The following is a 16,020-nucleotide window of genomic DNA, read 5'->3' on the forward strand; positions in this document are numbered from 1 at the left end:
CGGAGGTACGCGCGTGCCTGACGAGTCCCGGCCGCTGCGCGCCGACGCGCGGCGCAACCGGGCGCGGATCCTCGCCGTCGCCGAGGCGGTCTTCGCCGAGAAGGGGCCCTCCGCCTCGACCGAGGAGGTGGCCGAACGCGCGGGCGTGGCGATCGGCACGGTGTTCCGGCACTTCCCGACCAAGCGCGAACTGCTCCAGGCGATCATGAAGGACGTGCTGTCGCGGCTCACCGAGCAGGCGACCGCGCTGACCGCCGACGGCGATCCGGGCACCGCGCTGTTCACGTTCTTCGCCGATCTCGTCGCGCAGGCCGCGGAGAAGAAGACCGTGGTCGAGCTCCTCTCCGCGACCGGCGCCGGTCTCACCATGGCGGACGCCGTACGGCCGCTGCGGCAGCAGGTCGCCGCGCTGCTGGACCACGCACAGCGGGCCGGCGCCGTCCGTACGGACGTGCGGATCGACGAGGTGATGGCCCTGCTGGCGGCCACCTGCCAGGGCGCGCTTCAGGGCGGCTGGGACTCCGACCTGCGCGAACGTGCCCTCGCCATCGTCTTCACCGGTCTGCGCGCGCGTGCGCCCGGATGATCATCCTCGCGGCTTTTCGACGAAGTCGGTGGCGGGCTCGGTGGCGTAACGCCTCATCGTTCGGATGCTCGCCTGTGGGGTCGGTTCCCGGCCGCCGGCGATCATGTCCTGCAGGTCCCGGAAGTACTGCACGTACAGGTCCGGTGTGAAAGTGCTGAGCATGACGGCCGGTCGGTCGGTCAGGTTGGCGAAAGTGTGCGGGGCTCCGGGCGGGACCATCACGAGCGTGCCCGGCGTCGCGTCGTAGTCCTCGTCTCCGACGGTGAACCGCACCGTGCCGGAAATGATGTAGAAGCCCTCATCGTGCTGGGCGTGGCGGTGCTGCGGCGGTCCGGGCGTGTGCGGTGCGAGGACGGACTCGGCCAGCCCGAGGCGGTGCCCGGTATTGCTGCCGTCTTCGAGGACGCGCAGCCGCGTCGTGCCCAGCACGATCGTCTCTCCGTCGTCCGGACCGACCACGGATACGGCGGTGATCGGCTCAGTGGTGTTCGGCTCATCAGTCATGTTTCGATTCCACGGCCAGGCCACGGCGCCTGTCCAAGACACATTCCGTGGCGTCGATACCGTACGGGTATCGTCGCGTCATGGAACTACGGACGCTGCGTTATTTCGTGGCGGTCGCCGAGGAATTCCACTTCGGCCGGGCCGCGGCCCGGCTGCACATGAGTCAGCCGCCCCTGAGCCGGGCGATCAAGCAATTGGAGACCGAGCTCGGTGCCGCGCTGTTCGATCGATCGTCCGCCGGTGTCGCGCTCACTCCGGTGGGGGCGGTGCTGCTCGACGAGGCACGGGCCCTGCTCGACCAGGCCGACCGCCTACGCGTGCGCGTGGCCGCGGCGGCCGGCGCCGCGACGATCACCGTCGGCATCCTGGGTGACGGCACCGATCCGGGCGCGGCCCGGCTCGCCGTCGCCTATCACCGGCGGCATCCACGCGTCGAGGTCCGCGTCCGCGAGACCGACCTGACCGATCCCACCTGCGGGTTGCATGCCGGACTGGTCGATGTCGCCCTGACCCGTGGCCCGTTCGACGAGACGGGCCTGACGGTGCATGAGTTGCGCGCCGACCCGGTGGGCGCGCTGCTGCGCGCCGACGATCCGCTGGCTCGCGCCGACAGCCTCAAGCTGGCCGACATTGCCGATCGCCGTTGGTTCCTGTTCCCGGAGGGCACCGATCCCCTCTGGCAGTCGTACTGGAGTGGCGGAGAACTTCGCGAGGGCCCGGTAGTGCGCGTCGTCCAGGAATGCCGGCAGGCCGTTCTCTGGAACGGCACGGTCGGCATGACTCTCCTGGACCATGAGCCGCCGGCGGGGCTCACCGTGGTGCCGCTGATCGATATGCCGCCGAGCCGTGTGGTGGTGGCGTGGAACGAGGGCGACACGAATCCACTGATCCGCTCGTTCGTGCGGATCGCTGCCGCCGCCTACCGCGACTGAGCATTACCTCACGGGCGCGGATCCACACTGACCGCGACGAGGAACGCGGCGGCGGCGGCCAGCGGTGCCGCGGCGGTACGCCCGCCGGCCGCCGCGACCAGGCCGACGACGCCCGGCACGGCGGGCTGCGCCACACCCCAGGACAGCCCGAGGAAGGCGAACCACCGCGGCCGGTCGGCGGCGGGCGCGGCGTCGGCCGCCAGCGCCGGCCAGTGACCCAGCAGCGCACTGCCCGTCATCGCCCACGCCAGGTACGCCGCCACGGTCAGCGGGACGTCCCGTACGAGAGCCATCGTCGCCGCGAGCACGCAGGAGAGCAGGAGCGCCGTACGCGGGCGGCCCGACAGCGGGCGCCGGGTCAGGGGCGCGAGCAGCGCGGCGGCCGCCAGCACGAGGCCGGGCAGCCAGGCGGGGGCGCCGCGCTGGAGCAGCACGAACGGCGCGAACATCAGCACGGCGAGGTAGCCGAAGGCGTACGCGGTGGCGGAGGCGGTCAGCCGCACCAGGCGGGCCGGTGGCCGCCAGCGGTCCCGCCGGCGTGCCGTCGCCGCGAACGGCGGTCGTGGCAGGAACGCCTGCGCGATCGCCGCCGCGGCCAGGCAGGTGGCGGCGTCGGCGAGCAACAGCCGGTGGACCCCGAACGGCAGCAGCGCCGCGGCGAGCAGCCCGGACACCGCGCCCGCCGCGGCCAGAGCGGTGCCGAGCAGGGCGTACGCGTCGCGCCGCCGATCGCCCTCGGCGAGCCGCGCCAGGAACTCGCTGGTGGCGGGCTCGTACAGCTCGAAGGCCAGGCCCGTCGCCGCCGTCGCGGCCAGGATCTGCCCCGGCGTGCGCGCGGCGGCGAGCGCGAGCAGCGCGACGCCGGTCGCGGCCAGCCCGGCGACCACGAGCGTGCGGGGCCGTACCCGGTCGAGCAGCACGCCGCCGGCCCAGCGCGAGGCCAGCGCCGCCACGCCGAACACCGCGAGCACCGGCGTGACCAGGCGCGGACCGGCCACCACCGCCAGGAACGCGAGCGCGAACGCGCCGACCTGATTGAGGACGCGCACCCACAGCAGGGCCCTCATCCGGCGACCGCCGACAAAGGCCCGACCATCTCGCCATTACCCTGAGTCCTGCTGTGGCTACGCTCGATAATGCCGTCCATGAACAAGCCCATCAGCCCCTCACTGCGGACCCTCGGTGCGGCGATCCGGCGGCACCGCGAGGCGGCCGGCATGACCCAGGACTATCTCGCCGGGCTGGTCAACTACAGCAACGGGTGGCTCGCCAACGTGGAGACCGGTCAGCTCTGCCCGCAGAAGCAGGCGGTCATCGAGCTGGAAAAGGTGCTCGGACTCCCGGAGAAGGTGCTCCTCGACATCTTCGACCTGATCAGGTACGAGGAGCCGCATCCGGTCATCTCCTTCGAGCGGTACGCGGACGCCGAGAGCCGCGCCGCGGTGATCCGGCAGTATCACGCGCTGGTCCTGCCCGGCCTGCTCCAGACACCGGACTACGCGCATGCTCTGATCGCGGCCGGCCGTCCGAGCGCCCGGCCGGAGACGGTCGAGGGCCTCCTCGCCGCCCGGCTGGAGCGGCAGGAGATCCTGGCCCGCGACGATCCTCCCACGCTGTGGCTGGTCATCGACGAGACCGCGCTCCTGCGTCCGGTCGGCGGGCCGGAGGTGCACCGCGCGCAACTCGACGCCCTGGTGGAGGCCGCCCAGCGTCCGGGCATCACCGTTCAGGTCATCCCGTTGGCGACCGGCGCGCACGCCGGGCTGACGTCCGCGTTCACCATCCTCAGCTTCACCGACGAACCGGACGTCGCCTACACCGAAGACCACCAGCGCGGGCATTTCCAGGAGCGGCCGGACCTGGTCCACGGCTGGTTCGCCGTCTATCAGGCCCTGCATTTGGTGACGGAGACCGCCGCGGCATCCTTGGAACTGATCCAGCGCACGCGGGAGCGGCTATGACCGTCCACCACGACGAATGGCGGAAGAGTAGCCGTTCCGGCGGCTACGGTGGCGAGTGCGTCGAGGTGGCCACGGTCGTCGCGAGGTTACGGGTGGCTCGCGACGCGGTCGACGCGTGTTCAATGCACGTGTTCACAGGGGGACACCTCCTTCTTCTTGCGGCAGGCTTCGAATCGCTTGGCGTACTCCTTGAGGGCTGACTCGAACACGGCCTCGGAGGAGACGATCGTCCACTCCGACGTCCCACCGAAGTCATGGTCGGTCGTCAGACGGGTTCGGTCTCCGGAGAGGGTGCCCGTGATGGGCCCATAGGTGGACAGGCCGTCGAACTGGAATGTGCTGTCCGAGCCGTGCCCGTTGAAGTCGGTGGTATCCCGGACCTCCTGGCCGGAGCCGCCGTAAATCACCGTCGTGTACGTCCCGCTCACCTGGCCACCCTCGGGGTAAACCTGGAATGCCAGCATGGAGTGCCTCACGCCATTCCCGCCCATGGCGACGTACTTGCGGGGTTGGGTCGCCGGCCTCGCACTCGTGGAGCCGGGCCGGCCGTGCGTACTCGTGGAGTCAGACCGGCCGTTGCCGTTGTCTGAACAGGCGGTCACCAGGCCGGTGACCAGCGCGGCCGCGAGGAGGTTGCCGGCGACGACGAGGAATCGCCGGTTTTTCGACTTCGCACTGTCCACGGTCATACCTTTCGGGTGATGGCCCTCACGCACAGCTCGCGCATCTTATGAATTTCAGCGAGTTTCCCACAAACATGGTGCCGATCCGCGACTTTTCGGATGTCGCCCCGAGGCGCTGGGCGACGAATGCGTGGCACCCTTGGAACTGATCCGCCGGACCCTGGAGGGACTGTGACCACGGCCTACGACGAGTGGCGCAGGAGCAGCCGCTCCGGCAGCAACGGCGGCGAATGCGTCGAGGTGGCCACCGTCGTCACGAGGTAATTTCAAGGTCATGTCCCTGCACGACCTTCTGGAGCCGTTGCTCCATCCGGCGTTCACCCTCGGGAGCACGCCGACCTCCTGGGCAGAGGTGCTCGGCTTCGTCACCGGCGCGGTCAACGTCTGGCTCGTCGTCCGCCAGCACATCGCGAACTGGCCGGTGGGCATCGCCAACGTCGTCCTGCTCGGACTGATCTTCGTGGACGGCGGCCTGTACGCCGACGCGGGCCTGCAGGGTGTCTACGTCGTCCTCCAGGTGTGGGGTTGGTGGCAGTGGCTGTACGGCGGCCGGGACCGTACCGAACTCGTCACCCAGCGCACCTCGCGAGCCGAGTGGGTCGGGCTCGCCGCGGCCGGGGTCGCCGCGACCGCCCTGCTGACCTGGATGCTCAGCGCCTGGACCGACTCGACCGTGCCGTTCTGGGACGCGCTGACGACGACGATCTCGCTTGCCGCGACGTATGGGCAGAGCCGCAAGCTGCTGGAGTCGTGGTGGCTGTGGATCGCCGCCGACCTGATCTACATCCCGCTGTACGCCTACAAGCACCTGTACCTGACGAGCGTGCTGTACGTGCTGTTCCTGGCCCTGTGCGTGGCCGGGCTGATCGCGTGGCGACGCGAGTGGGTGGCACGGCAGGCGGCGACGCCCGTACCGGCGGCGACGTGAGTCACGGCCTGGTGATCGGCAAGTTCTACCCGCCGCACGCCGGTCACCACCACCTCATCGACACCGCCGCCGCGCGGTGCGACCGGCTGACCGTCGTGGTCGCCGCCTCCCCGGTGGAGACCATCCCGATCGCGTTGCGCGCCGCCTGGCTGCGCGAACGCCATCCGCAGCCGCAGGTGGAGATCGTCGCGGCGGTCGACGACAACGAGGTCGACTACGACTCCGACGAGGTCTGGGCGGCGCACGTCGCGGTGTTCCGCGCCGCCGCGGCGGGCCCGGTCGACCTGGTGTTCAGCTCCGAGGACTACGGGCCCGAACTGGCCCACCGCCTCGACGCCGTGCACGTGCCGGTCGACCCGGCGCGCACACGCCACCCGGTCAGCGGCACGGCCGTCCGCGCGGACCCGGTGGCCTGCTGGGAGTGGCTGTCACCGGCCGTCCGCGCGTACCTGGCACGCCGCGTCGTGGTCGTCGGCGCGGAGTCGTCGGGCACCACGACGCTGGCCCGCGCTCTCGCCGCCCACTACGCGCGGCGCGGCGGCGTGTGGGCGGCGACCCGGTGGGTGCCGGAGTACGGGCGGCTGTACTGCGAGGAGAAGCTCGCCCTCGCCCGCCGCCGCGACCCGAGCCTGTGGCTGGGCGACCTCGACTGGGAGTCGGAGGAGTTCACCGTGATCGCCGAACGCCAGTTCGCCTGGGAGGAGTCCGCCGCGAGGGCGGGCTCGCCGCTGCTGGTGTGCGACACCGACGCCTTCGCCACCGAGCTGTGGCACGAGCGCTACGTCGGCACGCCGGCCCCGCCGCCGGCCCGTGGCCGTGGTGACCTGTGGATCCTCACCGACACGGCCGGTGTGCCGTTCGAGCAGGACGGCTGGCGCGACGGCGAGACCATCCGCGAGGCGATGTCGGCGCGGTTCGCCGAAGAACTGCGGCGACGCCGCCTCCCGCACGTCGTCGTGACCGGCCCGCACGAGCGCCGCCTGAGCGAGGCCGTCGACGCGGTCGACGCCCTCCTCGGCAAGGGCTGGACCTTCACTCCTCCGCGCTGAGCCGGCAGGCGGCGAGTCGCCGTGCCGGGGCGGGATGGGTGAGCAGCGACCGTACCGAACGGCGGTACGCCCGCTGGGCCACCGAGAACGCCTGCTCGGCCGAGGCGAGGCCGACCCAGCGTAGGGCCAGCCGGTCGCAGTCGCGCTCGCCGCTCCGGTTGACGGCGGCGACGACCGCGACGACGGCGACCACGCCGGGGATCAGCGCGAGCGGCCAGGCCGTGCCCACGGCGTAGAGGCACACCAGTGCGGTCATGAGGGCGGCCGGCCGCCGGAACGTGTCGTACCGGGCCAGGTGAGCGGCCTCGTGCGCGAGGAAGAACCGCGTGGCCTCCGGCACCACCGGCAGGCGTTCGTGCACCAGCACGACGGTTCGCCCACCGGCACGGAAGCAGCGGGTGAACCCGCCGACCTGACCGACGCGCACCGTGACCTCGCGCACCCCGCTCGGTGCGGTGACGGCCAGCACGGCGGCGGCCAGCGCGGGCGCCGGCACGGTGCGATACCGGCCGTCGGCCAGCAGACCGGCCAGCCGCAGGCGGTGGACGGCGGGGAGGACCGCGAAGACGACGAGCTGAGCCAGCGGTTCGACGAACAGCGCCCCGGTCGAGAACCCGGCCGCCACGACGACCGCCGTCACCGCGACCGACACGGCGAACGACCCCCAGCACCAGGCCAGCCGGCGTCCGCGTCCGGGCATCGGACGCGACAGCGCCGGAAGCCCGATCGTATCCAGGTCGGCGGGAAGCATGCCCGGCAGCGTAGACCTTGACCGGAAGCCCGCTCGTCGAGCCGGTGGGCCCCGAGGCGGTGCGTCGCGCCGCGGCTCCTACGCTCGTCTCCCGGGGGGCGGACTCCCCTGGTCGCCGTGTCGAAGGAGTACGCGTGAGTGAGGTTCGGGTCGCCGTCCTGGACGACTATCAGCGGGTGGCCGCCTCGATGGCGGACTGGGCCGGGCTGCCCGGCGTCTCGACGCGGTTCTTCGCCGAACACATCGCCGACCCCGGCGCCCTGGTGGCCGCGCTGGAGCCGTTCGAGGTGGTCGTCGCGATGCGGGAACGCACGACCTTCCCCCGTGAGGTGCTCGCGCGGCTGCCGCGGCTGCGGCTGCTGGTCACGACGGGGATGCGCAACGCCTCGATCGACCTGGACGCGGCGCGGGAGCTCGGCGTCGCCGTCTCCGGCACCCGCGGCAGCGCCGGGGGCACGGCCGAGCTCACCTGGGCCCTGATCCTCGGTCTCGTACGGACCGTCGCGGCCGACGACGCCCGGATCCGGGCGGGCGGCTGGCAGGAGGCCGTAGGCCTCGACCTGGACGGTCGTACGCTCGGCGTCGTGGGGCTCGGCCGGCTGGGCGCGCGGGTGGCCCGGGTCGGACCGGCGTTCGGCATGAACGTCATCGCGTGGAGCCCGAACCTGACGGCGGAGCGGGCCGCCGAGCACGAGGTGCGGCGGGTGGACCGGCGGGAGCTGTTCGGCTCGGCCGACATCGTGTCGCTGCACATGGCGCTGAGCGACCGTACCTGGGGCCTGGTCGGGGAGGCCGACCTGCGGGCGATGAAGCCCAGTGCGTTCTTCGTCAACACCGCGCGCGCCGGCCTGGTGGACCAGGACGCCCTCCGGAAGGCGCTGGAGGAGGGATGGATCGCCGGGGCCGGGCTCGACGTGTTCGACGTCGAGCCGCTGCCGGCGGACCACTGGCTGCGCTCCTCACCGCGCACGCTCCTGTCGCCGCACATGGGGTACGTCACCGAGCAGAGCTACCAGATCTTCTACTCCGACGCGGTGGAGGACATCGCCGCCTTCCTGAACGGCGCGCCCATCCGCACGCTGTAGCGACGCTCAGCCGGCCTTGTCGAACTCGTCGGCCAGGTCGGCCAGGTCGTCGGCGTGCAGGTCGAACCGGTCCGACGCGGTGGGCGGGTCGCCGCCGGGGCGGGCGACGTACGCGGTGCGCAGGCCGATGTCCTGTGCTCCGCGCAGGTCCCAGGCGTGGGCGGCGACCATCAGCAGCCGCTCCGGCGGTCGTCCGGAGACGGTGACGGCCGACCGGTAGACGGCCGGGTCCGGCTTGTAGGTCCGGGCGTCTTCGGCGGACAGGACCTGGTGCCAGCGCAGTCCGGCATGGGCGTTGAGCCCCAGCAGCGCCGTCCGGCTCGCGTTGGAGAGTGCGATCAGCGGGAACCGCTCGGCGAGCCGGGCGAGCCCGGCCACGGTGTCGGGCCACGGCGGTGGCCGGCGGCCCGCCAGGGCCAGCGCCGCCACGGCGTCCGGGTCGTCCACCCCGGTGGCGTCTGCGACGAGCCGGGCGGCCTCCCGATCGAGAACATCGCCGGCAACGTAGGGCCGGTCGCCGTCGACGACGCGGCGCTGCTCGCGGTCGACGTGCCGCTGCCACAGAGACAAGAGCCGCTCGGCCTCGGCATCGTCGAGCGACGGGGCGAGGCCGCGGATGCCGGCGCGGATGCCGGCGGATTCGTCGACGAGTGTGCCGAGCACGTCGAACACGATGGCGTCGATCTCGGACTCGGTCATAGGTGTGGTCTCCCGACGCGGCAGGGGTCGTCCGTGTAAGGGGTAAAATGCTGTTTTGAATCGAACGTAGCGAGAGGCTCAGCAGGGATGCAAGTCGCGTTGGACGACCATGTCTGGGCGGCCGGGGTCGCGACCGAACTGGTCAACACCACTGCCGAGGTCTGGCGCGGCGACGACCACCTACCCGACCTGGCCGCCCTGGTGGCGTTCGCCGACCTGCACGGTGACCGGTCCGGAGACGACGACCTCTCGGGAGCACTGTCCGAACTGGCCCGCCGAGCACGCCCGGCCGACCTTCGTGCGGTCCACGCGCTGCGGACGACCGTGCGCGACCTGATCGACCACCCCGGCCGCGACCACCTCATCGAAGGCGCAACCACGCTCACCTCGCCGGGCCGGGGCGCCACCCTGCTCCCCGATCGCGCACGCTGGGCCGTCCCGCTCCGCGCCGGAGCGACCGTCGCCGACGCCCTCTCGCTCATCTGCGGCGTCGGCATCCTCGGGGTCGTGCACACCCTCGGCGAGCAGCGCTTCCGGCCGTGCGGCGCGCCCACCTGCCGGGGGGCGTTCATCGACACCACCCGGCCTGGTCGCCGCCGCTACTGCATGCCCGGCCTGTGCGGCAACCGCGTCAACGTCGCCAACCACCGCGCCCGCCGAGCCGCGGCACGCGACGACCCCACGCCGGCCCCGTGACCGAGCGCCCGGCGGCTCAGGGGCGGGACTCACGGGTGGGGTGGGGCGGCAGCCGTACGGCCGAGGTGCCCAGGCCGGCCGGCCGCAACGAGGACGCCCGCGGCACCGGAGCCCCGGACGACGCCGCGGGCGCGGGCGACACCGGAGCCGGCGCCGGGACCGTGGGTGCTCCCGGAGTGTTCAGTAGCGACGAAGGCGTGGGGGTCGCCGGCGGCGGAGCCGTGGGTGCGGTGGGGAGCGGGCGGGGCGCCGGTGGTTCCGGGGCGGCCGGGAGCGGCGGGGACATCGCCTCGCTCCGCAGGCGCAGGAGCTCCGGCTCGGTGTAGCGGACGCATCGGCGGTGCCACTCCAGAATCCCGGACATCCAGTCCTTCAGGTCCTCGACGTCACGGGTGAGGATGGCGCGGGTCCGCTCGTCCAGGTCGTGCTCCTCGAACATCACCGGCAGGTCGTCCGCCGCGATGTGCTCGAACTGGCGCATGCGGGCGGCCATGAGCTCGGCCGTGATGTCGCGGGCGGCGAGGCGGTCGACGCCGAGGAAGTTCTGGATGACCAGGACGATGTTGTGCGGCTCGCCTTCGAACTCGATCTCCTTCTGGTAGGAGAACAGGTCGTTGGTGAAGCACGCGTAGTCCTGCGCCGCCGTCTCCAGCTCGTGCACGACGCGGGTGCGGTAGATCTCCTCGGGCACGATCTCGGAGTGCGGGAGGCGTGCCAGGTTCCTGGTCAGGTCCGAGCCGAACGTCTTGCGCCGCATCTCGACGTAGTCGATCGGGTCCGGCACACGGTGGTGCGCCTGGTTCGCCAGCTCCCACAGCCAGCTCGCCGTCATGTCCTCCACCGCGGTGCGGAACCGGCACCGCGCCGCGGGCGTCATCGGCCCGGCCGTACGGCCCCACAGGTCGGCCAGGCCGCGTTCGAGCGGGTTCGCCGGCTCGGGGACCGGCCGGTCGTCCTCCAGCGGCATGAACAGCGACAGCCGGTCGTTGCAGGCCCTGGCCGCCGGGAGGTTGCGGCTGGGCCCGAAGACGGCGGGGAAGTAGTCGTCGCCGTAGGTGCCCCAGGACAGCCAGTCGGTGGACAGGCGCAGCTGTTCGGGCTCGGCGTCGGCGTGGATCATCGAGGCGCAGTGAGCCAGGTCGAGCCCGAGGAATCGCTTCTCGTCCCAGACCCCGCCGGCCTCCACTCCCGGCACCGAGTCGAAGAAACCCATGGCCCGCGCCCAGCCGGCGGAGTGGCGCCGTGCGTCGTCGATGTGCGGGCTCGTGCGGTGTGTGAAGGGCATGTACAGCTCCGGCAGCGGCAGGTGGCCGACCGGTTCGAACGGGCGGAAGGAGTGCTGTCGGATGCGGTGTCGTAGGCCCATCGCGACGGTGGCCGCCGAGGTGCCGAGGCCGGTCGGCCCGGACGGCAGGGAGGCGGCGTCGTTCATGTACCGGCTGGACCGGGCGTGCCACTCCTGCCCGCCGGACTGCCAGTCCTGCAGGCCTTTGACGTACGCGGCGACCGCGACCTGCTCGGCGGGCGACGCGCCGTGCCCGGCGAGCAGGCTCGGCACCTCGGTCAGCGCGGTGGTCTCGAACTGCTGGAGCCGTGAGGTCAGCAGGTCGTTGACCAGCTCGGCGGCCTCCTGCGTCGGGCAGCCGAAGAAGCGCTCGAAGACCAGCACGGCGTTGGAGTTCTCTCCCTCCTGCCGTACCTCGCGCTCGTAGGAGTACAGGTCGTTGCGCAGGTGGACGGCGTCGGAGAAGGTGTCCGACAGGACCTGCATCGGCCGCGTGCGGGCGAACCGCGCGGGGAGTTCGGCGCCGGCGGCGTACTCCACGAGGTTGGCCGACCAGGGCGCGCCGCCGACGCGCCGCCGCATCTGGACGTACTCGATCGGGTTGGCGATGCGGCCCTGGTCGATGTTGTCCAGCTCCCACATCGACTCGACCATCAGGTTGTGGGTGCTGAGGACGAAGCGACGCCGCCAGTCGTCCGACATCGCCGGGACGGTGCGCTCCCACAGGTCCTTCAACCCGGCCTCGGCGGCGTTCTCCGGATCCGGCGGAGTTTCGGTCATGAACAATTCGAGCCGGTCGACGTACGCCTTGGCGGCCGGGAGATCCCGTGAGTACTTGAACTCCTCGAGAAACTGATCATCGAAGAAGAACACCCAGATGTACCAGTCGGTGATCAGATCCAGCGTCGGGCCGTCACAGTCGGGATGGGTGTAGGCGCACATCAGGCCGTAGTCCATCCGTGCCAAGTCCGTTTCGTCCCAGACGAGACCGCCTCCGGGTTTGGGAGCGTCGAGCATTCCCATCTTCCGTGCCCAGGCGGTGCTGTGCTCTCGTGAACGCTCAAGATTCGGGTTGATTCGGGCGGGATACGGCATGTAGAAGTCAGGCATCACGAAAGGCTGCATGGAAAAAGGCTTACCCCATGGCGACGTCGGCAATACCCGGATCAAGAAATGGCAATGTGATCCTTTTTGTATGTGGGGAATTGTCGCTAATGCTAGGCATCGCCCGTTCTGTGACGAACGGGCGATGCCGGTCGCCGGGTCAGAAGGGCAGCTTGGCGGGCGGAGACGGCTTCTTGTCCCTCCACGCCGATCCGCGTGCGACGTGATAGTTGATCACGAAGCCGGGACGCTGCTTGGCGTACTCACCACCAGGCTTGGTCAGCACGTCCTCCGAGCCGAGGAACTCCCCGTCCGGGCTGAAGACGATCTCGGTACGGCTGCCGTACCCATGGTTGAGCGGGCCGCTGGCCGGCCAGTCGGCGGCGAACGCGATGCCCTTCCGGCGGAGCGGGTCGGTCACGGTGCCCACCGAGTAAACGCCCGGCAGCCGCGGGATCATTCGCATGATGCCGGCCCGGAGCTTGGGCGGCACCGGCGCGCTCATCAGGTCCTCGGAGACGGAGAGCAGCCGCTGCGCCGGGTTCCCGGGGCTCTGGAGATAGTTCTGGCGTAGCTGGTCAGGGTCGGTGGACAGATGCCTCAGCTGGTCGAAGGTCACGCCGTCGGCCCTCGACTCGTCGCCCATTCCGGAGAATTCGAACCGGCCGCCGGGCTTGGCCTGCGGATGGTCGGCACTCCAGCTCCCGGCCGCCCGGGAGTAGGTCTGGTAGTGGTCGTTGGACCAGACGCGGAAGCTGCTCGGCGAGCCCGCCTTACGCCAGGCCGCCTTGTCCTCGGGTGTCTGTGGCCGCGCGGGCAGGTCACGGCCGTAGAACAGGTTGCCGCCTCCCGCCTTGACGGCGGTCCACTCGAAGGTCTCCCACCCCGCACCGGTGATCGCGTAGTTCCCGGTCTTCGCCGAGACGATGTAGGACTGGCCCCAGACGGTGTCGGAGGTCCAGTACCGGCCCAGCGGCTGCGCCTCGGCCTTGTCGGCGGCCAGCATGATCGGCTCGCCGCCCACCTTTCCGTCGCCGGGCGTCTTCCCCGGCGTGGGGGTGCCACTCTGGTGTCCGGTGAGCGCTACGGTCACCGCCGCGGCCGCGCCGACCGCCACGACGCCGATCGCCAGCCGCCGCACCGGCCTCCCGCGACGCCGCGGGCTCTCGACCGGCTGGGCGAGCGCCTTCTCCAGGTCGCGGTAGCGGCGGTCCGCGTCCGGAGCGGCCTCCAGGTCCGCCGGCCGTGCCGCGGCCAGCGCATCCATGATCTTCATCGCGTCGTCTCCGTTCGGTAGGCGGTGGCCTGGCGGTGTACGGACGCGGGCGCTTCGTCGGTCATCGCCCGTTCGAGTCGTTTGCGTGCTCGGTGCAGCCGTACGAAATAGGCGGCGCGCGAGCAGCCGATGACCTTCGCGGCCTCGTCGGTCGACAGGCCGTGCCAGGCCACGAGCGTCAGCAGTTCCCGGTCGGCGTCCGAGAGCGCCGCCAGCGCCCGCAGCACCGAGGCGCGCTCCTGCACGTCCTCCCCGATGTCGGGGACGGAGGAGGTCCAGTGCCGCAGCTCGGCGGCCAGCGAATCCTCGCGGGCCTTGGCGCGGTAGTTCTCCCGCAGGACGTTCCGTGCGATGCCGAGGATCCAGGGCAACGGCGGGTCCGGCAGGTCGTGAAAACGCCGCCAGACGACGCAGAACGTCTCGCTCGTCACCTCTTCGGCGAGCGTCCGCCCCGTACGGCTGACCGCGTAGGCGTGCACGCGCGGATACAACTCGTCGTACAGGGCGGTGAACCGGCCGACCGCGTCCGCGTCTGTCACCATCGGGCCCCTTCGTCGTGGTTGGTGCCTTCCATGGGTGCAGTGACGGGTGGGACCGGTTTCTTACAGGGCGGCACGCTACGTTTATCGGACGTCTTCCAGGGAGGGATCGCGTGTCCGGAAAGCGTGCGCTCGTCACCGGTGGTTCGCGGGGCATCGGCGCGGCCGTGGCCGCGCGGCTGGCGGGGGACGGCTTCACCGTCGCCGTCCACTGCGGGTCCGACGTCGCCGCCGCGCGGGCCGTCGCCGCCGGGCTTCCGGGCGAGGGCCATGTCGTCGTCGCCGGCGACCTCGCCGACCCGGCACAGGTCCAGCAATTCGTCGGCGAGGCGATCGCCGGGCTCGGCGGCGTGGACGTGCTGGTCAACAACGCGGCGGTCCACGGTGCGCAGCCGATCGACGCGACCTCGTACGAGGAGTGGCAGGAGGGCTGGCGGCGGGTCATCGACGTCAACGTGCACGGCACGGCCAACGTGACCTGGTGCGTCGTCGACCACCTGCGCACCCGGCCGGAGGGCGCCGAGGGCGCGCGGGTCATCAACGTCGGCTCGCGCGGCGCCTACCGCGGTGAGCCGGTCGCCGTCGCGTACGGGGCGAGCAAGGCGGCGGTGCACGCGATGACCCAGTCGCTCGCGGTCGCCCTGGCGCCGCACGGCATCGGCGTCGCGGCCGTCGCCCCGGGGTTCGTCCGGACCGACATGGCCGAGACCCTGCTCTCCGGCCCGGCGGGCGACGCCGTCCGGGCACAGAGCCCGTTCGGCCGCGTCGCCGAGCCGGAGGAGGTCGCCGCGGCGGTGGCCTGGCTCGCCTCGCCGGACGCGCTGTGGGCCAGCGGCGCGGTGATCGACCTCAACGGCGCCTCCTACCTGCGCTAGTACTTGAGCAGGGAGACCTTCGCCAGGCAGCCGTGTACGGTGACGGCCTGGTCGGAGGTGTTGTAGACGCACATTCGCAGCCGGTTCGTGGCGTCGACGCCGAACTGGCCGCCGATCTGGTCGCGGATCGTGCCGTTCTCGTCGGCGGTGTAGGTGAGCCGCCACGGGTCGTCGATGAAGGTCCCGTCGTCCTTGACCCGGGTCCACGCCACGTCGATCTTCGTGCCGGGGGCGAGGCCGCCCAGCTCGAACAGCGCGTCCGCGTTGACCCAGTACGCCGCGGTCGCGATCGCCACCGACACGCCGTTCTCGCCGTGGAGGCCGTGCTTGTCGCTGTACTCCTTGGTGAACTTGATGTCGGCGTTCGTGCCGGCGTCGATGACCTGCGTGCCGTCGACGCCGAGGCTGCAGACCAGGGCCATGTCGTCGTCTCCTCCCGGTGTGGCGCCGACGCGCCACTGTCCGTAGTCGCTCTTCTCGGCCCGGTCGTAGTCACAGCCGACGCCGCCGATGGTGTGGCCGTTGCTGTACTGCTGCAGGTGGGCGCGCTTGTCCCACTTCCCGCCGGACCAGGCGTACGTCTGCCACGCCCACGTGGCGTGGCCGCCGTCCAGGGCGCGCTTCACCGGGCCGTACCCGCCGTAGATGCCGACCTGGTCCCGGCCGAGGACCGAGGCGGCGCCGTCGAGGTAGGCGTTGATGGCGCTCTGCTGACCCGCCGAGGCGTCCCAGTCCACGGCGAAGTAGACGGGGCGGCCGTCGGGCATTCCGCAGGCCCGTGCCTGGGTACGGGCGTCCGTGGCGTCCGCGGCGCCGGCGGCCTTGCCGGCCAGCGCGCGCTTGGCGGTGGTCTCCCAGACGACGACGATCCAGATGCCGGCGTCCGTCAGCTTGCGGGCCTCGGACGCGGTGAGGTTCTTCGAGGGACTGTGGGACAGGTACCGGCAGACGAACTTGATGCCGGCGGACGTGAGCGCGGACATGGAGGGACGCCCGAAGGCGTAGTCGATCCCCTCAGGCACGGCGCCTCGTCGGGCGTTTCATCTGACCTCCCGGCCGTTTCTCGG

19 protein-coding genes are annotated in these 16,020 nt (G+C 71.5%); 10 read left to right on the top strand and 9 right to left on the bottom strand.

All coding sequences use genetic code 11. The features are described 5' to 3' along the window. Positions 1-13: 13 nt before the first annotated feature. Positions 14-586 carry a TetR/AcrR family transcriptional regulator gene (locus ACQEV1_RS02290; protein ID WP_433390536.1) on the top strand — a complete coding sequence of 191 codons (573 nt, stop codon included), beginning with the start codon at positions 14-16 and terminating at the stop codon, positions 584-586. Here ACQEV1_RS02290 and ACQEV1_RS02295 read toward each other — a convergent pair whose 3' ends face one another. After that, the gene (locus ACQEV1_RS02295; RefSeq protein ID WP_285636168.1) at positions 587-1,090 is read right to left on the bottom strand and encodes a cupin domain-containing protein; all 504 of its coding nucleotides are present in this window, start codon (positions 1,088-1,090) and stop codon (positions 587-589) included. Positions 1,091-1,170: 80 nt separating this feature from the next. Between ACQEV1_RS02295 and ACQEV1_RS02300 the strand changes: the two genes are divergently transcribed. Then, positions 1,171-2,022: a LysR substrate-binding domain-containing protein gene (locus ACQEV1_RS02300; protein ID WP_433390539.1), complete on the top strand. Its 852-nt coding sequence runs from the start codon at positions 1,171-1,173 to the stop codon at positions 2,020-2,022. Between the two features lie 8 nt (positions 2,023-2,030). On the opposite strand, the gene ACQEV1_RS02305 is transcribed toward ACQEV1_RS02300, so the two are convergent. Beyond that, on the bottom strand, positions 2,031-3,089 hold the full coding sequence (locus tag ACQEV1_RS02305; protein WP_433390541.1) for an MFS transporter: 1,059 nt from the start codon (positions 3,087-3,089) through the stop codon (positions 2,031-2,033). Between the two features lie 78 nt (positions 3,090-3,167). On the opposite strand from ACQEV1_RS02305, the gene ACQEV1_RS02310 reads away from it, so the two are divergent. Both ACQEV1_RS02310 and ACQEV1_RS02315 read left to right on the top strand, forming a co-directional pair. Then, positions 3,168-3,983 carry a helix-turn-helix domain-containing protein gene (locus ACQEV1_RS02310; protein WP_285636177.1) on the top strand — a complete coding sequence of 272 codons (816 nt, stop codon included), beginning with the start codon at positions 3,168-3,170 and terminating at the stop codon, positions 3,981-3,983. Next, positions 3,980-4,183: a DUF397 domain-containing protein gene (locus tag ACQEV1_RS02315; protein ID WP_433390545.1), complete on the top strand. Its 204-nt coding sequence runs from the start codon at positions 3,980-3,982 to the stop codon at positions 4,181-4,183. The genes ACQEV1_RS02310 and ACQEV1_RS02315 overlap by 4 nt, the downstream gene beginning before the upstream one ends. Here the strand turns inward: ACQEV1_RS02315 and ACQEV1_RS02320 are convergent. Then, entirely contained in the window at positions 4,103-4,666 is a 564-nt protein-coding gene (locus ACQEV1_RS02320; RefSeq protein ID WP_433390547.1) for a hypothetical protein, read from the bottom strand. The two genes, ACQEV1_RS02315 and ACQEV1_RS02320, sit on opposite strands and share 81 nt — an antisense overlap. 171 nt (positions 4,667-4,837) lie before the next feature. On the opposite strand from ACQEV1_RS02320, the gene ACQEV1_RS02325 reads away from it, so the two are divergent. From ACQEV1_RS02325 to ACQEV1_RS02335, 3 genes are read left to right on the top strand one after another with little or no spacing between them, the layout of a single operon-like run. Next, positions 4,838-4,930: a DUF397 domain-containing protein gene (locus ACQEV1_RS02325; RefSeq protein ID WP_285577099.1), complete on the top strand. Its 93-nt coding sequence runs from the start codon at positions 4,838-4,840 to the stop codon at positions 4,928-4,930. A 10-nt stretch (positions 4,931-4,940) separates the two neighbouring features. Then, positions 4,941-5,594, top strand: a complete 654-nt coding sequence (gene pnuC / locus ACQEV1_RS02330; protein WP_433390550.1) for a nicotinamide riboside transporter PnuC — start codon at positions 4,941-4,943, stop codon at positions 5,592-5,594. Then, positions 5,549-6,643 carry an AAA family ATPase gene (locus tag ACQEV1_RS02335; RefSeq protein ID WP_433390552.1) on the top strand — a complete coding sequence of 365 codons (1,095 nt, stop codon included), beginning with the start codon at positions 5,549-5,551 and terminating at the stop codon, positions 6,641-6,643. The genes pnuC and ACQEV1_RS02335 overlap by 46 nt, the downstream gene beginning before the upstream one ends. Here the strand turns inward: ACQEV1_RS02335 and ACQEV1_RS02340 are convergent. Beyond that, positions 6,627-7,394, bottom strand: a complete 768-nt coding sequence (locus ACQEV1_RS02340; protein ID WP_433390555.1) for a M48 family metalloprotease — start codon at positions 7,392-7,394, stop codon at positions 6,627-6,629. The genes ACQEV1_RS02335 and ACQEV1_RS02340 overlap by 17 nt on opposite strands. A gap of 134 nt (positions 7,395-7,528) precedes the next feature. Here ACQEV1_RS02340 and ACQEV1_RS02345 point away from each other — a divergent pair, with 134 nt between their 5' ends. Next, a complete protein-coding gene (locus ACQEV1_RS02345) occupies positions 7,529-8,479 on the top strand; it encodes a D-2-hydroxyacid dehydrogenase family protein (RefSeq protein WP_433390557.1) in 951 nt (316 codons plus the stop codon). A 6-nt stretch (positions 8,480-8,485) separates the two neighbouring features. Here the strand turns inward: ACQEV1_RS02345 and ACQEV1_RS02350 are convergent, their stop codons facing one another. Continuing rightward, positions 8,486-9,178: a haloacid dehalogenase type II gene (locus tag ACQEV1_RS02350; protein ID WP_285636218.1), complete on the bottom strand. Its 693-nt coding sequence runs from the start codon at positions 9,176-9,178 to the stop codon at positions 8,486-8,488. Positions 9,179-9,265: 87 nt separating this feature from the next. Between ACQEV1_RS02350 and ACQEV1_RS02355 the strand changes: the two genes are divergently transcribed. Beyond that, a complete protein-coding gene (locus ACQEV1_RS02355; protein WP_285636221.1) occupies positions 9,266-9,874 on the top strand; it encodes a CGNR zinc finger domain-containing protein in 609 nt (202 codons plus the stop codon). 16 nt (positions 9,875-9,890) lie between these two features. Here ACQEV1_RS02355 and ACQEV1_RS02360 read toward each other — a convergent pair whose 3' ends face one another. The 3 genes from ACQEV1_RS02360 to ACQEV1_RS02370 all read right to left on the bottom strand — a co-directional run bounded on the left by ACQEV1_RS02360 (position 9,891) and on the right by ACQEV1_RS02370 (position 14,081). After that, positions 9,891-12,116, bottom strand: a complete 2,226-nt coding sequence (locus tag ACQEV1_RS02360; RefSeq protein ID WP_433405828.1) for a terpene synthase family protein — start codon at positions 12,114-12,116, stop codon at positions 9,891-9,893. Positions 12,117-12,423: 307 nt separating this feature from the next. Beyond that, positions 12,424-13,539 carry a hypothetical protein gene (locus ACQEV1_RS02365; RefSeq protein ID WP_433390561.1) on the bottom strand — a complete coding sequence of 372 codons (1,116 nt, stop codon included), beginning with the start codon at positions 13,537-13,539 and terminating at the stop codon, positions 12,424-12,426. Further along, positions 13,536-14,081 (bottom strand): RNA polymerase sigma factor, encoded by a 546-nt coding sequence (locus tag ACQEV1_RS02370; RefSeq protein ID WP_433390564.1) that lies wholly within the window; start codon positions 14,079-14,081, stop codon positions 13,536-13,538. The genes ACQEV1_RS02365 and ACQEV1_RS02370 overlap by 4 nt, the downstream gene beginning before the upstream one ends. A gap of 110 nt (positions 14,082-14,191) precedes the next feature. Between ACQEV1_RS02370 and ACQEV1_RS02375 the strand changes: the two genes are divergently transcribed. Next, positions 14,192-14,953, top strand: coding sequence for an SDR family NAD(P)-dependent oxidoreductase (locus ACQEV1_RS02375; RefSeq protein ID WP_433390566.1), 762 nt, complete (start codon positions 14,192-14,194; stop codon positions 14,951-14,953). Here the strand turns inward: ACQEV1_RS02375 and ACQEV1_RS02380 are convergent. Further along, on the bottom strand, positions 14,950-15,975 hold the full coding sequence (locus tag ACQEV1_RS02380) for a glycoside hydrolase domain-containing protein (protein WP_433390568.1): 1,026 nt from the start codon (positions 15,973-15,975) through the stop codon (positions 14,950-14,952). The genes ACQEV1_RS02375 and ACQEV1_RS02380 overlap by 4 nt on opposite strands. Between the last annotated feature and the right edge of the window lie 45 nt (positions 15,976-16,020).

This window comes from Actinoallomurus sp. CA-142502, assembly GCF_050936355.1.
Classification (GTDB): domain Bacteria; phylum Actinomycetota; class Actinomycetes; order Streptosporangiales; family Streptosporangiaceae; genus Actinoallomurus; species Actinoallomurus iriomotensis.

What these genes read in the sequence shown, in the direction of transcription:
- ACQEV1_RS02295 (WP_285636168.1), bottom strand. Translation starts at nt 1,090, where the DNA reads ATGACTGATGAGCCGAACACCACTGAGCCGATCACCGCCGTATCCGTG.
- ACQEV1_RS02300 (WP_433390539.1), top strand. Translation starts at nt 1,171, where the DNA reads ATGGAACTACGGACGCTGCGTTATTTCGTGGCGGTCGCCGAGGAATTC.
- ACQEV1_RS02305 (WP_433390541.1), bottom strand. Translation starts at nt 3,089, where the DNA reads ATGAGGGCCCTGCTGTGGGTGCGCGTCCTCAATCAGGTCGGCGCGTTC.
- ACQEV1_RS02310 (WP_285636177.1), top strand. Translation starts at nt 3,168, where the DNA reads ATGAACAAGCCCATCAGCCCCTCACTGCGGACCCTCGGTGCGGCGATC.
- ACQEV1_RS02315 (WP_433390545.1), top strand. Translation starts at nt 3,980, where the DNA reads ATGACCGTCCACCACGACGAATGGCGGAAGAGTAGCCGTTCCGGCGGC.
- pnuC (WP_433390550.1), top strand. Translation starts at nt 4,941, where the DNA reads ATGTCCCTGCACGACCTTCTGGAGCCGTTGCTCCATCCGGCGTTCACC.
- ACQEV1_RS02340 (WP_433390555.1), bottom strand. Translation starts at nt 7,394, where the DNA reads ATGCTTCCCGCCGACCTGGATACGATCGGGCTTCCGGCGCTGTCGCGT.
- ACQEV1_RS02350 (WP_285636218.1), bottom strand. Translation starts at nt 9,178, where the DNA reads ATGACCGAGTCCGAGATCGACGCCATCGTGTTCGACGTGCTCGGCACA.
- ACQEV1_RS02355 (WP_285636221.1), top strand. Translation starts at nt 9,266, where the DNA reads ATGCAAGTCGCGTTGGACGACCATGTCTGGGCGGCCGGGGTCGCGACC.
- ACQEV1_RS02360 (WP_433405828.1), bottom strand. Translation starts at nt 12,116, where the DNA reads ATGGACTACGGCCTGATGTGCGCCTACACCCATCCCGACTGTGACGGC.
- ACQEV1_RS02365 (WP_433390561.1), bottom strand. Translation starts at nt 13,539, where the DNA reads ATGAAGATCATGGATGCGCTGGCCGCGGCACGGCCGGCGGACCTGGAG.
- ACQEV1_RS02370 (WP_433390564.1), bottom strand. Translation starts at nt 14,081, where the DNA reads ATGGTGACAGACGCGGACGCGGTCGGCCGGTTCACCGCCCTGTACGAC.